This is a genomic window from Chryseobacterium gilvum (assembly GCF_025628965.1).
Lineage (GTDB): Bacteria > Bacteroidota > Bacteroidia > Flavobacteriales > Weeksellaceae > Chryseobacterium > Chryseobacterium gilvum.
In genome coordinates this window covers 210,613-227,232 of record NZ_JAOTEN010000003.1, presented here as the reverse complement: position 1 = coordinate 227,232, position 16,620 = coordinate 210,613, and the positions used below count along the sequence as shown (strand labels likewise).

The following is a 16,620-nucleotide window of genomic DNA, read 5'->3' as shown; positions in this document are numbered from 1 at the left end:
ATTTGTCACAAATTTTTCAATGGTACAAATATTGAGAATTAGTGAATGTAAATTAAATTAAAAATTAGAAAAAATATAAATATTATGAGTAAAATAATCGGAATAGATTTAGGTACAACCAACTCTTGTGTTGCCGTAATGGAAGGTAAAGACCCTGTTGTTATTCCTAACGCAGAGGGAAAAAGAACCACTCCTTCTATTGTAGCATTTACAGAGGATGGTGAAAGAAAAGTGGGAGATCCTGCCAAAAGACAGGCTGTAACCAACCCGAAGAAAACCGTATATTCTATCAAAAGATTTATCGGAACGCACTTTAAGGAAGATGCGAAAGAAATTTCCAGAGTTCCTTACGAAGTGGTAGCCGGACCCAACGATACCGTAAAAGTAAAAATTGACGACAGAGAATATACCCCACAGGAAATTTCTGCGATGACGCTTCAGAAAATGAAGAAAACTGCGGAAGATTATCTTGGTCAGGAAGTTACAAGAGCAGTTATTACTGTTCCTGCATACTTTAACGACGCACAGAGACAAGCGACAAAAGAAGCAGGTGAAATCGCAGGTCTTACTGTAGAAAGAATTATCAACGAGCCTACGGCAGCAGCTTTAGCTTATGGATTAGATAAATCCCATAAAGACCAAAAAATCGCAGTATACGATCTTGGTGGGGGTACTTTTGACGTTTCTATCCTGGATTTAGGAGACGGAGTTTTTGAAGTATTGTCTACCAACGGAGATACGCACTTAGGAGGTGATGATTTTGATGATGTGATCATCAATTGGATGGCAGACGAATTCAAAGCTGAAGAAGGAGTAGACCTTAAATCTGATGCAATTGCATTGCAAAGATTAAAAGAAGCTGCTGAAAAAGCAAAAATTGAATTGTCTTCTTCTCCACAAACTGAGATCAACCTTCCTTATATCACCGCTACCGCTACAGGTCCTAAACACTTGGTTAAGACTTTAACGAAAGCAAAATTCGAGCAGTTATCTGCAGATTTGGTAAGAAGATCAATGGAACCTTGTAAAAAAGCGCTTTCTGATGCAGGTCTTTCCATCAACGATATCGATGAAGTAATCTTGGTAGGTGGTTCTACAAGAATCCCGATCATTCAGGAAGAAGTGGAGAAATTCTTTGGTAAAAAGCCTTCAAAAGGAGTAAATCCGGATGAGGTTGTTGCCATCGGTGCAGCTATTCAGGGGGGAGTTCTTACAGGAGATGTAAAAGACGTTCTTTTATTAGACGTTACACCACTTTCTCTGGGGATCGAAACAATGGGTTCTGTTTTCACTAAATTAATTGAAGCGAATACGACCATCCCAACCAAAAAATCTGAAGTATTCTCTACCGCTTCCGACAATCAGCCTGCAGTTAGCATCAGAGTAGGACAGGGTGAAAGACCCATGTTCAACGATAATAAAGAGATCGGTAGATTTGACTTAACAGATATTCCACCAGCGCAAAGAGGTGTTCCTCAAATTGAAGTAACATTCGATATTGATGCAAACGGAATCCTAAGCGTTTCTGCTAAAGATAAAGGTACCGGAAAAGAGCAGTCTATTAAAATTCAGGCATCTTCAGGTCTTTCTGAAGAGGAAATCGAAAGAATGAAAAAAGAAGCTCAGGAAAACTCTGCAGCAGATGCGAAGAGAAAAGAAGAAGTGGAAATTTTCAACAAAGCTGACGGATTGATCTTCCAGACGGAAAAGCAACTGAAAGAATTTGGCGATAAATTATCTGCTGATAAAAAAGCAGCGATCGAAGCTGCTCATGCAGAACTGAAAACTGCTTATGAAGCGAAAAACGGTGATGATGTGAAAGCTAAAACCGAAGCTTTGGATGCAGCTTGGATGGCAGCTTCTGAAGAAATGTATGCAGCAGGACAGCAAGGTCAGGGTGCAGATGCAGGAGCTCAAAATCAAGGAAATGCAGGAGGTGCAGAAGATGTACAGGATGCAGATTTTGAAGAAGTAAAATAAGCAGTTAAAAACTGATGAAATAAAATCCCCGAGCGTAAGCGAGGGGATTTTTTATTTATTTAAAGATGATTCTATAGTATCCTTTTTCATCTGTCACATCAATACCAATCCCTTTAAAAGTTAATTGATCGATTTGATAGCCATCACATCCTTTTCCGTCGAATTCGGATGACTGTATAGAAAATTCAAAAGATTTAACAGATGAATAAAAAGTGTAGTTTTTTGTACCATTATATGCCCCTACGTTTTCCAAAATGATTTTTCCGTCATCTGTTTTTGTCAGCGGAACCTCGGCCTGATCTTCGTCTTTAATTGAAAGCTGAGAAAGCGTTCCGTTTGTCAGCAGATTTTCATGATCTTCATTAACGAACTCAAAAACAATCGGTTGAGGAGGATTATAGCAATTATCTCCGCAGCCTGCCAAAATAAAAGTCATTAAAAAAAGGAATATTAATTTTTTCATAATGTGGCTTATTGGTGAAAGTAAAGATAGTCATTCAATATTCTTATTCAAAACAAATAAAAATTTCCGGACAACTGGTATAGGTTTTGTGGAAAATGCTTTGATAAAATTAAAGTTTTTTCTCAATTAAAAATATTTCACATGAATAATAAAGAAATTTTACAGGCCGCCAACGAAGCTATAAAAAAAGGCGATCACGAAACATTCTTACAGTACTGTACAGAAGATACCAAATGGATTTTTATTGGTGATCAAACCCTTATCGGTAAAGAAAATGTAAGAGCTTATATGAAGGATGCTTATCTGGAACCCCCAAAATTTAATATCGAAACCATTCTTGAGGATAATGATTATGTTGTGGCAACAGGGAAAATCAGTTTAAAAAATAAGAACGGAGATGATATACAGTATTCCTACTGTGATATATGGAGATTTGAGAATGGAAAAATGGCTGAATTAAAAGCATTTGTAATTGCATAAACGAGATGTGTCAAACCGTGCGGTTCTATAATCCTCAAAGATTAATGCCTGTAAACGACCTCGCCCAAGCTAAAGCTTGGGCGAGGTCGTTATAATATAAGATCAATTAATTCTTTTTAAACATAATCTCATCTAATCTGGTTTGATTGAGATAGATCTGTTGAAACTCGATCGGCATATATTGATACAGAAGATTCCATTGATTTTCATCAGTTTGCTTTCTTAGGCTTCCGAATGACCGGATGAATAAATTTTCAATAATATGCTTTACGCTGAAAGTTCCGTTTTTATAAAGCCATTCCATCATTTTGATGTTGTGGTTTACCACGTTGATTTTTGATTCTTTTAAAAGTATTTTCAGATAATCAACGGTTGCCTGTATAATTCCCGCGAAATTACCCTGAGCAGAAAGCTGTGCAATTTCGTTCTGAAGGGAAGGATAGAATATTTTTAAATGTTCAGTCGCTAGATTTTCATTAATAGCGTTCATTTCTGCAGTCTCCATAAGATTAAAAATTTTCAAAACACAATATGGGTAACTAAAAGTGTACCAAATTACAGACAGGCAGCAAAAATAAATACACCGATGATCACGGCAATGTGAGTGATCAAAATCTCCGCATTGTGCTTATAATTCGAGGTTTTCCACTGTTTCCAGTCTGTTTGTCTTCTGATCTTTGTTTTCATAATGTATTGATTTTAAAAGGTTTTGTTTAAAGGCTTTCCTGTGATTTTGTAATGAAATACCTGTAAAATGTAATAAAACTGAATTATATTTTTATTGGGTTATAATTTTAAAACACTCATATTCCATGACTGTAAATTTGTTTTGCATAAACTTTCTTAAGATCCGGCGAAAGAGTTCTCAGGATATTGTTTCTATCAGTCGTAGAGCAAAATAACGTGCAACTGTCAAGAGAGTAAATAAATGAATTTTCAATGGCACTCCTTAGCAAATGATCTCCGTTTTTATAAATCAGATTCATTTTTTTTAGACTTTTTAATAATATAGGATTATCATTATTCTGAATCATCATTTTGATGCTGTTTGTAAAAGTGATTATGAGATCATATGAATTGTTAATCTCTTTTGACTTGCTTTGCAGATCAGGAATTACCTCTGCGATCTCCTGTGTGGCTTCTAAATAATTCATTTTAATTTTGGTTTTGTTCTACAATTGTAATAAAAACAACGAAAATAATGATGGCCGAGATGGCAATCAGTAATAGATACGATTTGGCCCATTTTGGAGTTTCGGGTCCTTTACTTCTTAATCTTCTCAGAGTATTAATTCTGTTTAATGTTTTTAAATCCATTTTAACTATTTAATATTGCAGATGCTAATCGTGTTCCTTATTGATTGTATTTTTTTAATTAAATGATAATCAATATTTTATATAATTAAATTTTTTACAAGTCTGCAAAATACCCTTTCAAAATGATAGGCTTTTTATCAGAACGAAATGATGCTTATTGTTTGATTTAATTAATATATTTGCAGTCCACAAAAAATAAAGAATGTTTTCAAAAATCGCAGTACACAGAGTTGGCAACAAGATCAACGGAGAATCTCTTATTCTTTCCCAGGAAGAGCTTGAGCTGGACGAGGGAACAGTAGAAATGCTGGAAAATTATTTTTTGGGCTCTTTCAAAACTGAAGAAACCTACCAGTTTTACAGTGATTCTTATTTGGTGAATAATCCTGTTTACAGCTCGGTTTCAGAAATATTTGATGATAAAGCAAAGTTTCTCTGGGAATCTGAAAACCTTGCGAAACATCTTTTTGAAGCTGCGGAAAATCCAAGGGTTCAGGGAGGTGAGCTGTTTGTCGTGTACTTTGAAGACGAAAGAGAAGGTGATGAGAAAGTCGATAAAATAGGAATTTTTAAAACGGAAAAAAGAGATTCATTTCTTAAAATTTTTCCAAAAAATGAAAGTTTTGAACTTGAAAAAGATCAGGGAATCAGCCTGTCAAAGATTGATAAAGCAGCTCTGATTTACAATAACCATAAAGAAAACGGATATATCCTTTCTGTAGTTGATAACAACAAAAACGGAGATATGTATTACTGGTTTGAAGATTTTCTGAAAGTAAAACAGCGCGACGACGAATACTTTCATACCCAGGAAGCATTGATGGTGTATAAAGATTACATTACCAAACAGCTCCCGCAGGAATTTGAGGTTTCAAAAGCAGATCAGGCAGATTTTTTAAATAAATCCATCAATTTTTTCAAAGAAAAAGAAGAATTTAAGCTTGATGAATTTGCAAGTGAAGTTTTGGGCGACGAGCATGTAATCGAAAGTTTTAATAATTTTAAGACCGATTACGAACAGGATATGCAGATTAATATTGCTGAAGAATTCCCGATCAGTGATGCGGCGGTAAAAAAAACACAGAGACATTTTAAGAGCATCATTAAGCTGGATAAGAACTTCCATATTTATATTCACGGCGATCGTAAAATGCTTGAACAGGGGCAGGATGATAAAGGAAAATACTACAGGCTGTATTTTGACAAGGAAGTATAAATGATACCTCCGGTGTGTGAATAAATCTTTCGTGAAAATAATCGTATTTTATTATCTATATCTTAATTAAAATCTGTGATTTATGTAAAAGTAAACGAAGTGATTTTTAATTATTATTTTGTCATTATCTTATGAATTATGAGTATTTTTAATAAATCTTAATATATTCATAATATTTCTTAATTATTAATAACAAATTTGCTGCATAAAATAAATATTGATTTTTATGATGTAAATTCCTTACCTTTGACTATTTAATAGCAGTTATGAATTTTGTAGAATGTCATGATGAGCCCATTCATATTCCGGGCCGTATACAGAGTTTTGGATACCTGATTGGCATTGATACAACATCTCATGCCATTGATTTTCTGAGCGAAAATATTTCCGATATTTTTGATCTTGAAAAATCAGAAGACCTTTTAGGGAAAAAAATTGCAGATTATCCCCATATTTTTCAACCTGTTCTTGATTCAGATATTTTTGAAAGGGTAGATTTTCTTTCAAGAAGAGAAAACGAAACCTATTTTGACAAAATATATATTTCAGGAAAGCAATATCATTTTTCCGTTTTCAGGTCCAATAATCATATTTTTCTTGAATTTGAAGAAGTCGTAAGCAATTTACGAAAGCATATTACCAATAAATACGACAACTTTTACATCATTGATAATGAGCAGGAAATCTGGGATCAGCTTCTGGGTACTCTGTGGAGCATCATCAATTATGACCGGATCATGGTCTATAAATTCATGAGCGACGGTTCAGGAAAAGTGATTGCAGAAAAAACAAATGGTAAAGCAGAAAGTTATCTCGGGCTGCATTATCCGGAACATGATATCCCGAGACAGGCAAGGGAACTGTACAAAAAGAAAAGGAAAAGAATCTTCTCAAATGTACACTCAGAGCCGGTACGTCTTCTAAGCCGTACACAACAGGACATCGATCTTACATTTACTGCATCACGAGCAATGTCGCCTATTCACGGACAATATGTGAAAAATTCGGGAGCATCCTCAAGTTTCAGCATCTCGATTATCATTGATGATGAGCTTTGGGGTTTGGTAACCTGTCAGAATATCGAAGCAAAACATATTGATCTTGAAGACCGTGTACAGGCAGGGATTTTTACTGTTTTGGCTTCCAACGCATATTCTTCTTTTAAAGCTAAAAAAGAACTCGAATACAGAGTAAACCTCAATGAAAAGCTAAATCATCTAAGATCAGATTTTTTAGAGCATGAAACTTTGTTTGAATCTCTGGATGCCAACAAATCTCAGCTCAGAATGATGCCTGAAGCAGACGGAATCGCTATTGTTTCAGATAATAAGACTACTACAGACGGAAATGTCCCTAATGCAGCTGTATTACAAAAAATCGTAAGCTGGGCATACGAAAACACCAGAAACAATATCTTTATAAGCAACAGCTTTCTGAAGGATTATGGTAAAGAATTAGGCTTAAATAATGATGCATCAGGAATAATCATATATTTTGTCGAAAGAAGTAAAAATGAGATTCTGATCTGGTTCAGAAAAGAGTTTGATGAACACATCAACTGGGCAGGAAATCCTGAAAAGGAAATGGGTACTTTTTCGCAAAATGGAGAAGACAAACAGATTTTTTCCCCGAGAACTTCTTTCAAGATCTTCAGTGAAGAAATAAAAGGCAATTCAAAAAGATGGAGCAAAAGAGATGAGATTGCAGTGCACTCAATTCGTGATGTGATACTGGAAACGTCTCATAAACAATATATTACCATTAAAAAACTGAATGAGCAGCTGAAAAAGGTGAACGAGGAGCTGGACAGTTTTTCATACACCATTTCGCATGATTTGGGAACGCCACTCACGGTAATGAAACTGAATGCCCAAATGCTGCTCAGAAGTATGACGGAAGCCTCTGAGAAAAACAGGAGTAAGCTTAATTCTATCATCGATGAAATTGATAACATGGCAGATCTGATGAATAACGTTCTTCAGCTTAGCCGTGCAAAACACAGCGAAATACAGCTTGAACCTATTGAGCCTGATCTTACGATTCGAAAAATCACGGAAAATGCCAAGATGACCTATGATACTCCAAAAAGTATAGTTGTAATCAAAAAATGTCCCGAAGTTTTGGCAGATCAGACGATGCTTCATCAGGTATTTTTAAACGTAATCAACAATGCGGTTAAATATTCATCCGATCAGGATCATCCGGTCGTAGAGATCGAGGGTTCTGAAGAAGGCGATAAAATTATTTACAGAATTAAAGATAACGGCATCGGAATCCCGGCTGAAAATAAACATAAAATGTTTAAGATCTTCAATAGAATGGATAATGCCAAAAAATTTAAAGGAAACGGAATAGGTCTTTCTATTGTTCATCGAATCATGAAAAGAATAGGAGGAAACGTAGATTATATCAGTGATGAAGACGGAACCTGTTTTATCCTGACCTTTCAAAAACCTCAATTAGAAAAAGTTTAAATTCATTTTATACGATGGTCTCCGAATATCTCAAAAAAAATACCGCTGAATATCACGATGCAGCAGAAAAATTATTCAATTCTGATAAAATTTTCAAGAAAACATTCACTTTAGAAGATTATAAGAAAATAATCAGTGCCAATTATCTGATGCTTCTTCACTCAGAAAAAAATATTTTCAACAGTCTTTCAGAAAATTTTTCCCATAAACTACAGCTCAGCGACAGAATAAAACTTCCTTTAATTGAAAAAGACCTTCAAAGCCTTTCGCTGGAAAATAAATCAACATCTGAAGATCTTAAATTTAGCAGTGAAAACGAAGCTTTAGGAGCAATGTATGTCATTGAAGGCTCTACTTTAGGCGGAAATGTGATCGCAAAACAACTATCCAAAACAGAAGGTTTCGGTGAGGTTACATTTAATTTTTTCGGGTGTTATCACGAAAATACAGGTCTTATGTGGAAAAATTTTAAAGAGATTCTGGACCATGAAGTTACCGAAGAGCAGTATTCTGAAGTATTATCGGGCGCCAGAAAAATATATTCTTTTTTACTCAGCGTCAACTGATCAGTCATTCTTATTGATGATCTTGTCACAAATAAATAATAAAATTCCTGAAAGATTGCTCAATTTTTCAGGAATTGTTAAATTTGGGAGTTAAAATTCAGATTTTACATCAATAAATAATTTAATAAAAACATATGAAACTTTAAAGTTCCATATTACCAGTAAAAACAATAAATAAATATATTATGAAAGTAACCGTAGTAGGAGCAGGTGCTGTAGGAGCAAGCTGTGCAGAGTACATCGCAATGAAAAACTTCTGTTCAGAGGTGGTTTTGGTAGACATTAAGGAAGGTTTTGCAGAAGGGAAAGCAATGGATCTGATGCAGACCGCATCACTGAACGGTTTTGATACCAAAATTACGGGTACAACAGGAGATTACAGCAAAACAGCAGGTTCTCACGTAGCTGTAATTACTTCAGGAATCCCAAGAAAACCGGGAATGACAAGAGAAGAATTAATCGGGATCAATGCAGGAATTGTAAAAGAAGTAACTCAAAACCTGGTAAAAAATTCTCCGGAAGTGATCATCATTGTGGTTTCTAACCCAATGGATACGATGGCATATCTGGTTCACAAAACTTCAGGTCTTCCTAAGCATAAAATCATCGGGATGGGAGGTGCATTAGATTCTGCAAGATTCAAATACAGATTGGCTGAAGCATTGGATGCTCCGATTTCTGATGTTGACGGAATGGTAATCGCGGCTCACAGTGACACCGGTATGCTTCCTTTATTAAGTAAAGCAACAAGAAACGGAGTTCCTGTAACTGAATTTCTAGATGATGAACAACAGAAATATGTAATTGAAGAAACGAAAGTGGGTGGGGCTACTCTTACAAAATTATTGGGAACTTCAGCTTGGTATGCACCGGGTGCAGCGGTTTCTGTAATGGTTCAGGCCATTGCTTGTGATCAGAAAAAAATGATCCCTTGTTCATTAATGCTTGAAGGAGAATACGGTCAGAATGATATCTGTCTTGGTGTTCCTGCCATTATCGGGAAAAACGGGGTTGAGAAAATCGTAAATATTACTTTAACTGCAGACGAACAATTGAAATTTGCTGAAGCTGCAAATGCGGTAAGAGAAGTAAATGGTGATTTGAAATTTTAATGTACTAAATTGATATAAATAAAAACCGCATCGTGAGATGCGGTTTTTTATGTTCAAAGATTTTTAGAAACTATTTTACCACCGTTGCCTCCATTTCCACTTTCAGCGTTTCATATAATGTTTTTACCTCTATTACATTACTCGCCTGCTGAATGCCATGCTTCGTAATCCAGCTTTGCCAGATGTCGAAATTTTCAAAAAACGCAGGATGATCTGTCGTATAAACGTTCAGGCGAACGATATTTTTTACTTCAAAATCTGCCAGTGAAATAACTTTCTCCAGATTCTCAAATGTTTTGATGATCTGCGTTCTCATGTCGGCATTGCTTGTAACTCCGTTGTCGTCGATCGCGGTCTGTCCGGAAACGTATAGTGTGCTTTGTGCCTTTTTCACTTCTACAGCCTGTGCATAATTTCTGTCGTCCTGCCATGTCCAGGGATTAATGATTCTTTTTTCCATGTTAAATATATTTTAGTTAAACAATGGAGCAAAGTTCTTAAAGCTGCAAGAATTTTTTGTGTGAGGTGTGTCACAACTTTATTTTGATTCAAGGCGGCTCAGTGTTTCCCGGGAAACCCCTAAATACAATGCTAAAACTGTTTTGGGAACCCGTTGAATTAAGGATGGATACAATTTAATGAATTGTTCGTACCGTTCTTTTGCATTCATAGTCATTAGTGAAAGTATTCTTCTTTGGCTGGAAATATGTCCACCCAGTGCTTTTTTCAGGAAAAAATGTTCCATTTTAGGAACCTGGCTGCAGAGTTTTTCATAGTTATTAAAAGATAAAGAGAGTACTTCTGTTTCCTCTAAGCACTGTAAAAATTGTGTCGCTTTCGATTGGGTGTAAAACGCCATGTAATCGGTTTCCCACCAGTCTTCCATGGAAAATGAAATGATGTGTTCTTGGGCTTCAGGATCATTAACGAAAAGTTTCATCAAACCTGAAACAATAAAATAAACTTCTTTAACAAAATCGTTTTCACGGATGACAAATTCTTTTTTTAAAAATTTTTTATGATGAAAACAGGATTCGATCAAAGAAAATTCTTCGTCTGTAAGCGCAACGATTTTTTCGATATGATTCCTGAGCATATTCATTAAATAAAAATGATGATTGATGCAGTTAGTATCTGATAATTAACAAATCTACAAAAATGAGCAGACAAATTTTATTTAAAAACGATCTGTCACCAGTTCCATATTGACCATTGCTCCGGCTACATTACCGGTCATTACCGCACTGGATACGGATCGCATCATGGAAGAGTTGTCACCGCATACAAAAAGTCCGGGAATGTTTGTTTTCTGCGCATGATCAGTTTTAATATGGCCGTTTTCGGTAAATTCACAACCCAGGTTTTCAGCAATGTCCGAATGCTGCTTATAAGTAAATCCGGCATAGACTGCATTCAGCTTTATTTCCCTTCCGTCGCTCAAAATAAGGCTTTCAATATATCCGTTTTGATGTTTCAGTATTGAAATTTCTGTTTCGATAATATCAATTTCATTTTGTTTCAGTGTTTCTTTTTCCTGATCATTGAAAGTTGATTTTCCGGTGGTAAAAATTGTTACTTCTGAAGTCAGGTTTTTAACCAGCGATGCAAGATGAAAAGCCCGGTCTCCGTTGGCGATAATGCCAGTTTTCTGATTGCGGTATTCATAGCCATGACAGTACGGACAGTGAATCAGAGAAATTCCCCAGGATTCTTTATACCCTTTTACATCAGGAACCAGGTCTGAAATTCCTGTAGCCAGAATAAGTTTTTTGCTTATAAATTGTTTCCCGTCACGGGTAATTATTTCAAATCCTCCATCTGTTTTTTTTGCAGAATCGGCTATTCCTTCATAGAAATGGACGGTGTCATATTGCTCAACCTGATGTTTGGCAATAGCTGAAATTTCTTTGGGAGACTTTCCGTCCTGCGTTAAAAAATTGTGAGAATGCGGAGTTTTAATATTGCAGGGTTTACCGCTATCAATCACCAGAGTTTTTCGTAATGATCTTCCCAGTGCCATTGCAGCAGAAAGCCCGGCGTAACTTCCGCCTATAATAATGACATCGTACGTTTTATTTTCAGTCATGATTTTAGAATTCGTTTAACTCACCTATGTCGTTCAGCACTATAAATGACAAATTTACAATTTTCCTTTAGTTTGATTCTGTTGTAATAAAGTTCTGGGTTTCATATAATCTGGATATAGCCGGATTTATTTTTTGCGTAGCCGAAAAAAACTCTATCGTAATAAAGCTTTTTGCTATTTAATTTGTGTGACTATTAATGCATCGGGTTTAAAAATATTTTCATCGGTAGTGTACCATATTTCAAATTTGTCATATTCTGCTTGATTATTTTTTTTCCAGTTGCTAAAAGCTTGCTGATCACCTATCTGAAAGATATAATGATTGTAAGCATTAAATATTTTATTATCTGCCATTTTTTTGAAGTAATCAAGTAAAATATTCGGGTAATCTTTAGAGTCTCTAGTGAAATATTGTTTCAGAAATTTTTCTCGCATATCGGAGAGCGCATTCAGGGTAAATTCGCTCTGATCCAGAAGTGATAGTACAAAATTCATTTCAAAGATTGTACAGAAAGGGAGTTTGCCTTTTCCTATCATATCCGGATTAATATTTACCAGTTTGCAAAATGCAAGATTTTTATTATTCTTATCATTAAGATCAATTGAGTTTTTATAGGTTTCATACAATTTCTGGCTTATTTCTCCTGTTCTCTTTGTCGTTCTTTCCAGATTCATGAATATTTCTCCATAGATCAGCCCTGCTAATTTATTTTCAGAGTCAAGAGATAATTTTGCAGCCCTATAATAATTCGAAGGATAAGAAGGATCAACCTGAATTCCTTTTTCGTAGATTTTCATTGCTTCTGAAGGTTTATCAAATTCATAAACTACCCCTTTTTCTAAATGTAATCTTCCTGAATTCGGAAATTTTTTTAATCCTTCATTATAAGTAGAAATTGCTTTGTTGGGATTGCCGTCATAATCATACGTATTTCCAAGAAGAGAAAAATAGTAATCATCAATATTATTGTAATTCTTTATTTTCTCAAGCTGTAAAATAGCACTTTTGTACTCTTTCTTTTGTACAAATGCATACGCTATTTCGTAAGGATAGGTAGAATCTGTGGGATCTATCTTTTCACATTCTTTAAGAATTGTAATACCTTCATCATATTTTCCACTATCAATAAGTTCTATTGCATCATGTATTTTTTCACATTTAAAGATTTTTTTTTGTGCATTTATACACTGAAAGAATATAAGGGCAAAAAAAACATAATAAGTACGTCTCATAAATTTAAATCGTTATTTAATTTTCAAAGATGCACATTTTCTGTAAATAAATATAAAGGCAATAATTCCTTAAAATTCTTAGAGAAATTAATGAACTGATCTTCAATAGTAAAGATAAAATAAGGCGTGAATTATTCTTTAAAGTCAATTAGGTTTTTAATCTCCACACTTCCGACGGCGAGATCCCAAACTCTTTCTTAAAAACGAAAGAAAAATGGGAGAGATCTTCAAAGCCAAGATCAAGATAGATTTCATTTGGTTTTTTATGTTCTTTGTCTAGAAGAAAGTAGGCTTCCTGAAGACGTTTATGGAGGAGCCATTTTCCCGGTGTGGTGTTGAAAATCGCGTTGAATTCTCTTTTAAAAGTTGATACGCTTCGTCCTGTCATAAAGGCAAAACGTTCCAGACTGATGTTGAATTTATAATTTTGATTCATAAACAATTCCAGATCAATTTTGTGCGGGACATTAAAATTAAACAAAATATCTTTCAGGTCAGGATTGTTTTTCAGTAAAATCATAAGCAGTTCTTCACGCTTAATGTCAACAAAATGGCTGTCCAATTGCTCGGTTCCGTTGTAATAAGGTTCCAGGTATTGGATGTAATTTTTAATCAGTTTATCTTCATTAATGAACAGAAAAGAATCCTCATTGTCCGTCGGTTCAGCTTGATACGAATGGCGTTCCAGAAATTTTTTTAAAAAAGGTTCATCAAAAGCGATTATTACTTTTTCAAAATCTCCGTTTTCCTTATATTTTGTATACCGCACAAGATGATTTTTTCGAGCGAGACAGTAATCTCCGGGTTTCATATTGTAATGCCTGTATCCATCGTATGCAACCATCGAACCTTTCAGCAGAAACAAAAAGAAATGCTCCGGAATAAACTGTTCCGGAGAAATTTCGGGGCCTAAATGACAAGACTGTATATTGTTGAATTTCATTTTTCATTTTTTTTATGGCAGCTTTTTCCGCCTTCCACTCCCGCTTTTTTGTTCCGCTTCGCTGCACAAAAAGAGCTCCGTTCAAGTCGGGCTGTGAATAACTGCGGTACACAAATTTATGACTTTCCCATTAAACTGTCTGCACTGGCCAACAAAGCTTCGTCATGGCTTCTGGGAATCCAGTTTAAGATGGTTTTTGCCTTTTGGTTAGACATTGCTTTGTAGAATTCTTTGCTGATGGGTTCCAGTTCTTTTATTTCAAAAGTATATTGCGGTCTTTCTTTTTTGAACAGTTCGGCAACGTCATAAAAGCTCATCACAACGTCTGAAGTTGCGATAAAACGTTCTCCGTTAGCTTCGGGATAAAGCATTGCTTTGATATGAAGGTCGGCAACATCTCTCACATCGACCACACCCATCGTAAAAGGCGGAGTTTTATCCATCGATCCGTTAAGGATCCCTGAAACTGCGATATCCAACGAAGCGGAAGTAATTCCGCCGATAACGGGACCGAAAATCCCGACCGGATTGATGACAGCAAGTTCCAATCCGTTTCCTTCTTTTTCAATAAATTCCCAGGCAGATTTTTCAGCAACGGTTTTTGATTTGATGTATGCCGGAAGTGGAGCATCGAGGTCTGTCCAGTCTTTTTCCGTAAAAACATGATTTTTTGCATCCCTACTGTAACCGACTGCCGCGAAGGAAGAAGTTAAAACCACTCTTTTCACACCCGCGTCACGCGATGCTTTCAAAACGCGCAAAGCGCCGTCTCTTGCAGGAATGATGAGTTCATCTTCATCTTTCGGATCCTGTGCAGGGAACGGTGAGGCTACATGAAGGACATACTCACAGCCTTTTACGGCCTCCTCCCAATTACGGTCGCTTGTAAGATCTGCTTCAATTAAAGTGAGATTTGAGAAATCGGTAACTCCACCTTCTTTTAATGCTTTTACAATGAGCTCTTTTTTTGCTATTGAGCGAAGGGTAGTTTTTACGTGATATCCTTGTTGCAATAATTGCAGAACCGTATGAATTCCTAAAAATCCTGTACCTCCCGTTACCAAGACTGTTTTCTTTGTCTGTACGTTTTCCATTTTGTTTATATTTTACAGGACAAAGTTGGGGCTTATTTCGGACAAAAATTTTGTTGTGGAGGCCAATTTTTATTTGTTGAGAAGTTCAATAAAGCAATTGTAATCATCATTAAAAAATCTCCCACATAACTTTGTGAGAGATAAATAAATTAAATATCTGATAAGAAATTTTTAACTGTTAAAAGCATCAAATGCACCTTCCGTTCCGGCAAAGAAATTTTGATACAGCGATTCTGTAAATCCGACACGTACTTCATACTTATTTTCCTGAAGTGCCTTTACCAAATCATCGGCAACAACAGATGGCGGAATTCCGTTTTCTTTTCCTCCGATTTCTGCAGAAAAATCGGTATTGACTAATGGCGGCATCAATTCGAAAACTTTTACTGAGGTGTCTTTTGCCAATTGATGTCTTAAAACCTGAGTATAAGAATGCAGTGCCGCTTTTGAATCTGAATACGTCGGTAGACTTGCACCCGGAACAAATCCTACAATCGATGAAACATTCACAACAGCGGCTTCGCTTTGTTCTTTCAGGAGGGGAAGAAATTTTTCGGTCATTCTGATCGGCGCAAAATAGTTGGTGGTAAACTCTTCCCATGCTTTGTCATGCGTTTGAGAATTTTCAGAAATCGTATAATAATGAGCAAAACCCGCATTATTGATGAGAATATTCAATCTGCCGAAGGTCGTTTTTACTTCTTCGTATAGTCTGTTGATATCGTCTTCATGGGTTACATCCGCCTGAATGGTGGATACATTTTCTAAACCTTGCGCTGCGGAGTCTAGTTTTTCTTTGTTTCTTCCAACAATGATGATTTTGTTTGTGGCGTTTAATGCTTTTGCAATTTCTAAACCGATTCCTGAACCTCCGCCGGTAATTAAAATAGTGTTGTTTGTAATGTTCATAACGTTTTTTTTAAATGTTTATAATAATAATTTAATATTGTACTATTTGGTACAAAATATAGGAAAAAAATTTAATCGAGTACTTTTAAATTCAGTTCAATAATGCTTTTAAGAATTTCCGAAGAATTTTCCATACGTCTTGTAATGTGAATCCCGTTCCAAAGATTGGTCAGATGCCAAGCAAGAATCTCAGGATTTTCTCCTGTGTTTATTTGATTGTTTTTCTGTGCTTTTTCGATGACTTTTGCAAAAAGATGATGAAGCTGTTTAAGGATTTTAACAGACGTTTTCTTTATTTGCATATCTTTTTCGGACAATTGCACCAAAGAATTTCCTAAAAAGCAGCCTCTTTCTTTTTCACAGTCAGGAGAATGGGCCTGACTTAAAAAAACCTGTTTGATGTATTCAATTTCGTTTTCAGCATTTTCAATTCCTTCAGACAATTGTTTATAAAAACTTTCAGAAAACTGCTCGATCGATTTTACATACAATTCCTGTTTTCCACCTTTGAAGGCAAGATAAAAACTTCCTTTCCCGATTCCCATCGCAGTCAACAACTCGTCTGCAGAAGCGGTATCATAACCTTTGTTTCTGAAAACTTCAGTAGCTTTTTCGATTGCCTGATTTTCGTTGAATATTTTTGGTCTTCCTGCCATTTCTTATTTTAATGAGACAAAGATATATAATTGTACTAATCAGTACAAAATAAAATTTCCTATTTCTTTTATAGCTCTTATCAATAAAGTT

The 16,620-nt window shown here is 35.5% G+C and carries 19 protein-coding genes; 6 read left to right on the top strand and 13 right to left on the bottom strand.

Going from position 1 to position 16,620, the window contains the following annotated elements:
* The first annotated feature begins 84 nt into the window (after window positions 1–84).
* The gene (gene dnaK, locus N0B16_RS11310) at window positions 85–1,980 is read left to right on the top strand and encodes a molecular chaperone DnaK (RefSeq protein WP_262991049.1); all 1,896 of its coding nucleotides are present in this window, start codon (window positions 85–87) and stop codon (window positions 1,978–1,980) included.
* Between the two features lie 55 nt (window positions 1,981–2,035).
* Here the strand turns inward: dnaK and N0B16_RS11305 are convergent, their stop codons facing one another.
* The gene (locus N0B16_RS11305) at window positions 2,036–2,443 is read right to left on the bottom strand and encodes a putative periplasmic lipoprotein (protein ID WP_262991048.1); all 408 of its coding nucleotides are present in this window, start codon (window positions 2,441–2,443) and stop codon (window positions 2,036–2,038) included.
* Between the two features lie 141 nt (window positions 2,444–2,584).
* Between N0B16_RS11305 and N0B16_RS11300 the strand changes: the two genes are divergently transcribed.
* Window positions 2,585–2,923: a nuclear transport factor 2 family protein gene (locus N0B16_RS11300; protein ID WP_262991047.1), complete on the top strand. Its 339-nt coding sequence runs from the start codon at window positions 2,585–2,587 to the stop codon at window positions 2,921–2,923.
* Between the two features lie 106 nt (window positions 2,924–3,029).
* Here N0B16_RS11300 and N0B16_RS11295 read toward each other — a convergent pair whose 3' ends face one another.
* The 4 genes from N0B16_RS11295 to N0B16_RS11280 all read right to left on the bottom strand — a co-directional run bounded on the left by N0B16_RS11295 (window position 3,030) and on the right by N0B16_RS11280 (window position 4,240).
* A complete protein-coding gene (locus N0B16_RS11295) occupies window positions 3,030–3,428 on the bottom strand; it encodes a DUF7674 family protein (protein ID WP_262991046.1) in 399 nt (132 codons plus the stop codon).
* A gap of 50 nt (window positions 3,429–3,478) precedes the next feature.
* Window positions 3,479–3,610, bottom strand: a complete 132-nt coding sequence (locus N0B16_RS11290) for a hypothetical protein (RefSeq protein WP_262991045.1) — start codon at window positions 3,608–3,610, stop codon at window positions 3,479–3,481.
* A 116-nt stretch (window positions 3,611–3,726) separates the two neighbouring features.
* Window positions 3,727–4,077: a DUF7674 family protein gene (locus N0B16_RS11285; protein ID WP_262991044.1), complete on the bottom strand. Its 351-nt coding sequence runs from the start codon at window positions 4,075–4,077 to the stop codon at window positions 3,727–3,729.
* A gap of 1 nt (window position 4,078) precedes the next feature.
* Window positions 4,079–4,240 carry a hypothetical protein gene (locus N0B16_RS11280; protein WP_262991043.1) on the bottom strand — a complete coding sequence of 54 codons (162 nt, stop codon included), beginning with the start codon at window positions 4,238–4,240 and terminating at the stop codon, window positions 4,079–4,081.
* 202 nt (window positions 4,241–4,442) lie between these two features.
* On the opposite strand from N0B16_RS11280, the gene N0B16_RS11275 reads away from it, so the two are divergent.
* The 4 genes from N0B16_RS11275 (at window position 4,443) to N0B16_RS11260 (ending at window position 9,608) form a co-directional block, all read left to right on the top strand.
* On the top strand, window positions 4,443–5,456 hold the full coding sequence (locus tag N0B16_RS11275; protein WP_262991042.1) for a nucleoid-associated protein: 1,014 nt from the start codon (window positions 4,443–4,445) through the stop codon (window positions 5,454–5,456).
* A gap of 266 nt (window positions 5,457–5,722) precedes the next feature.
* On the top strand, window positions 5,723–7,930 hold the full coding sequence (locus N0B16_RS11270; RefSeq protein WP_262991041.1) for an ATP-binding protein: 2,208 nt from the start codon (window positions 5,723–5,725) through the stop codon (window positions 7,928–7,930).
* Between the two features lie 14 nt (window positions 7,931–7,944).
* The gene (locus N0B16_RS11265; protein ID WP_262991040.1) at window positions 7,945–8,496 is read left to right on the top strand and encodes a biliverdin-producing heme oxygenase; all 552 of its coding nucleotides are present in this window, start codon (window positions 7,945–7,947) and stop codon (window positions 8,494–8,496) included.
* A gap of 185 nt (window positions 8,497–8,681) precedes the next feature.
* Window positions 8,682–9,608, top strand: a complete 927-nt coding sequence (locus N0B16_RS11260; protein ID WP_262991039.1) for a malate dehydrogenase — start codon at window positions 8,682–8,684, stop codon at window positions 9,606–9,608.
* 70 nt (window positions 9,609–9,678) lie between these two features.
* Here the strand turns inward: N0B16_RS11260 and N0B16_RS11255 are convergent, their stop codons facing one another.
* From N0B16_RS11255 to N0B16_RS11220, 8 genes are all read right to left on the bottom strand, one after another.
* Window positions 9,679–10,068 (bottom strand): RidA family protein, encoded by a 390-nt coding sequence (locus tag N0B16_RS11255; protein WP_262991038.1) that lies wholly within the window; start codon window positions 10,066–10,068, stop codon window positions 9,679–9,681.
* A gap of 78 nt (window positions 10,069–10,146) precedes the next feature.
* A complete protein-coding gene (locus N0B16_RS11250; protein WP_368407552.1) occupies window positions 10,147–10,704 on the bottom strand; it encodes a Crp/Fnr family transcriptional regulator in 558 nt (185 codons plus the stop codon).
* 81 nt (window positions 10,705–10,785) lie between these two features.
* Window positions 10,786–11,694 carry an NAD(P)/FAD-dependent oxidoreductase gene (locus N0B16_RS11245; RefSeq protein WP_262991036.1) on the bottom strand — a complete coding sequence of 303 codons (909 nt, stop codon included), beginning with the start codon at window positions 11,692–11,694 and terminating at the stop codon, window positions 10,786–10,788.
* Window positions 11,695–11,868: 174 nt separating this feature from the next.
* On the bottom strand, window positions 11,869–12,927 hold the full coding sequence (locus N0B16_RS11240; RefSeq protein ID WP_262991035.1) for a tetratricopeptide repeat protein: 1,059 nt from the start codon (window positions 12,925–12,927) through the stop codon (window positions 11,869–11,871).
* A 148-nt stretch (window positions 12,928–13,075) separates the two neighbouring features.
* On the bottom strand, window positions 13,076–13,870 hold the full coding sequence (locus N0B16_RS11235; RefSeq protein ID WP_262991034.1) for a helix-turn-helix domain-containing protein: 795 nt from the start codon (window positions 13,868–13,870) through the stop codon (window positions 13,076–13,078).
* A 116-nt stretch (window positions 13,871–13,986) separates the two neighbouring features.
* Window positions 13,987–14,964, bottom strand: a complete 978-nt coding sequence (locus N0B16_RS11230) for an SDR family oxidoreductase (RefSeq protein WP_262991032.1) — start codon at window positions 14,962–14,964, stop codon at window positions 13,987–13,989.
* Window positions 14,965–15,135: 171 nt separating this feature from the next.
* Window positions 15,136–15,873, bottom strand: coding sequence for an SDR family oxidoreductase (locus N0B16_RS11225; protein WP_262991031.1), 738 nt, complete (start codon window positions 15,871–15,873; stop codon window positions 15,136–15,138).
* A gap of 71 nt (window positions 15,874–15,944) precedes the next feature.
* Window positions 15,945–16,529: a TetR/AcrR family transcriptional regulator gene (locus N0B16_RS11220; protein WP_262991030.1), complete on the bottom strand. Its 585-nt coding sequence runs from the start codon at window positions 16,527–16,529 to the stop codon at window positions 15,945–15,947.
* Window positions 16,530–16,620 lie beyond the last annotated feature (91 nt).

What these genes read in the sequence shown, in the direction of transcription:
- dnaK (WP_262991049.1), top strand. Translation starts at nt 85, where the DNA reads ATGAGTAAAATAATCGGAATAGATTTAGGTACAACCAACTCTTGTGTT.
- N0B16_RS11305 (WP_262991048.1), bottom strand. Translation starts at nt 2,443, where the DNA reads ATGAAAAAATTAATATTCCTTTTTTTAATGACTTTTATTTTGGCAGGC.
- N0B16_RS11300 (WP_262991047.1), top strand. Translation starts at nt 2,585, where the DNA reads ATGAATAATAAAGAAATTTTACAGGCCGCCAACGAAGCTATAAAAAAA.
- N0B16_RS11295 (WP_262991046.1), bottom strand. Translation starts at nt 3,428, where the DNA reads ATGGAGACTGCAGAAATGAACGCTATTAATGAAAATCTAGCGACTGAA.
- N0B16_RS11290 (WP_262991045.1), bottom strand. Translation starts at nt 3,610, where the DNA reads ATGAAAACAAAGATCAGAAGACAAACAGACTGGAAACAGTGGAAAACC.
- N0B16_RS11285 (WP_262991044.1), bottom strand. Translation starts at nt 4,077, where the DNA reads ATGAATTATTTAGAAGCCACACAGGAGATCGCAGAGGTAATTCCTGAT.
- N0B16_RS11280 (WP_262991043.1), bottom strand. Translation starts at nt 4,240, where the DNA reads ATGGATTTAAAAACATTAAACAGAATTAATACTCTGAGAAGATTAAGA.
- N0B16_RS11275 (WP_262991042.1), top strand. Translation starts at nt 4,443, where the DNA reads ATGTTTTCAAAAATCGCAGTACACAGAGTTGGCAACAAGATCAACGGA.
- N0B16_RS11270 (WP_262991041.1), top strand. Translation starts at nt 5,723, where the DNA reads ATGAATTTTGTAGAATGTCATGATGAGCCCATTCATATTCCGGGCCGT.
- N0B16_RS11265 (WP_262991040.1), top strand. Translation starts at nt 7,945, where the DNA reads ATGGTCTCCGAATATCTCAAAAAAAATACCGCTGAATATCACGATGCA.
- N0B16_RS11260 (WP_262991039.1), top strand. Translation starts at nt 8,682, where the DNA reads ATGAAAGTAACCGTAGTAGGAGCAGGTGCTGTAGGAGCAAGCTGTGCA.
- N0B16_RS11255 (WP_262991038.1), bottom strand. Translation starts at nt 10,068, where the DNA reads ATGGAAAAAAGAATCATTAATCCCTGGACATGGCAGGACGACAGAAAT.
- N0B16_RS11250 (WP_368407552.1), bottom strand. Translation starts at nt 10,704, where the DNA reads ATGCTCAGGAATCATATCGAAAAAATCGTTGCGCTTACAGACGAAGAA.
- N0B16_RS11245 (WP_262991036.1), bottom strand. Translation starts at nt 11,694, where the DNA reads ATGACTGAAAATAAAACGTACGATGTCATTATTATAGGCGGAAGTTAC.
- N0B16_RS11240 (WP_262991035.1), bottom strand. Translation starts at nt 12,927, where the DNA reads ATGAGACGTACTTATTATGTTTTTTTTGCCCTTATATTCTTTCAGTGT.
- N0B16_RS11235 (WP_262991034.1), bottom strand. Translation starts at nt 13,870, where the DNA reads ATGAAATTCAACAATATACAGTCTTGTCATTTAGGCCCCGAAATTTCT.
- N0B16_RS11230 (WP_262991032.1), bottom strand. Translation starts at nt 14,964, where the DNA reads ATGGAAAACGTACAGACAAAGAAAACAGTCTTGGTAACGGGAGGTACA.
- N0B16_RS11225 (WP_262991031.1), bottom strand. Translation starts at nt 15,873, where the DNA reads ATGAACATTACAAACAACACTATTTTAATTACCGGCGGAGGTTCAGGA.
- N0B16_RS11220 (WP_262991030.1), bottom strand. Translation starts at nt 16,529, where the DNA reads ATGGCAGGAAGACCAAAAATATTCAACGAAAATCAGGCAATCGAAAAA.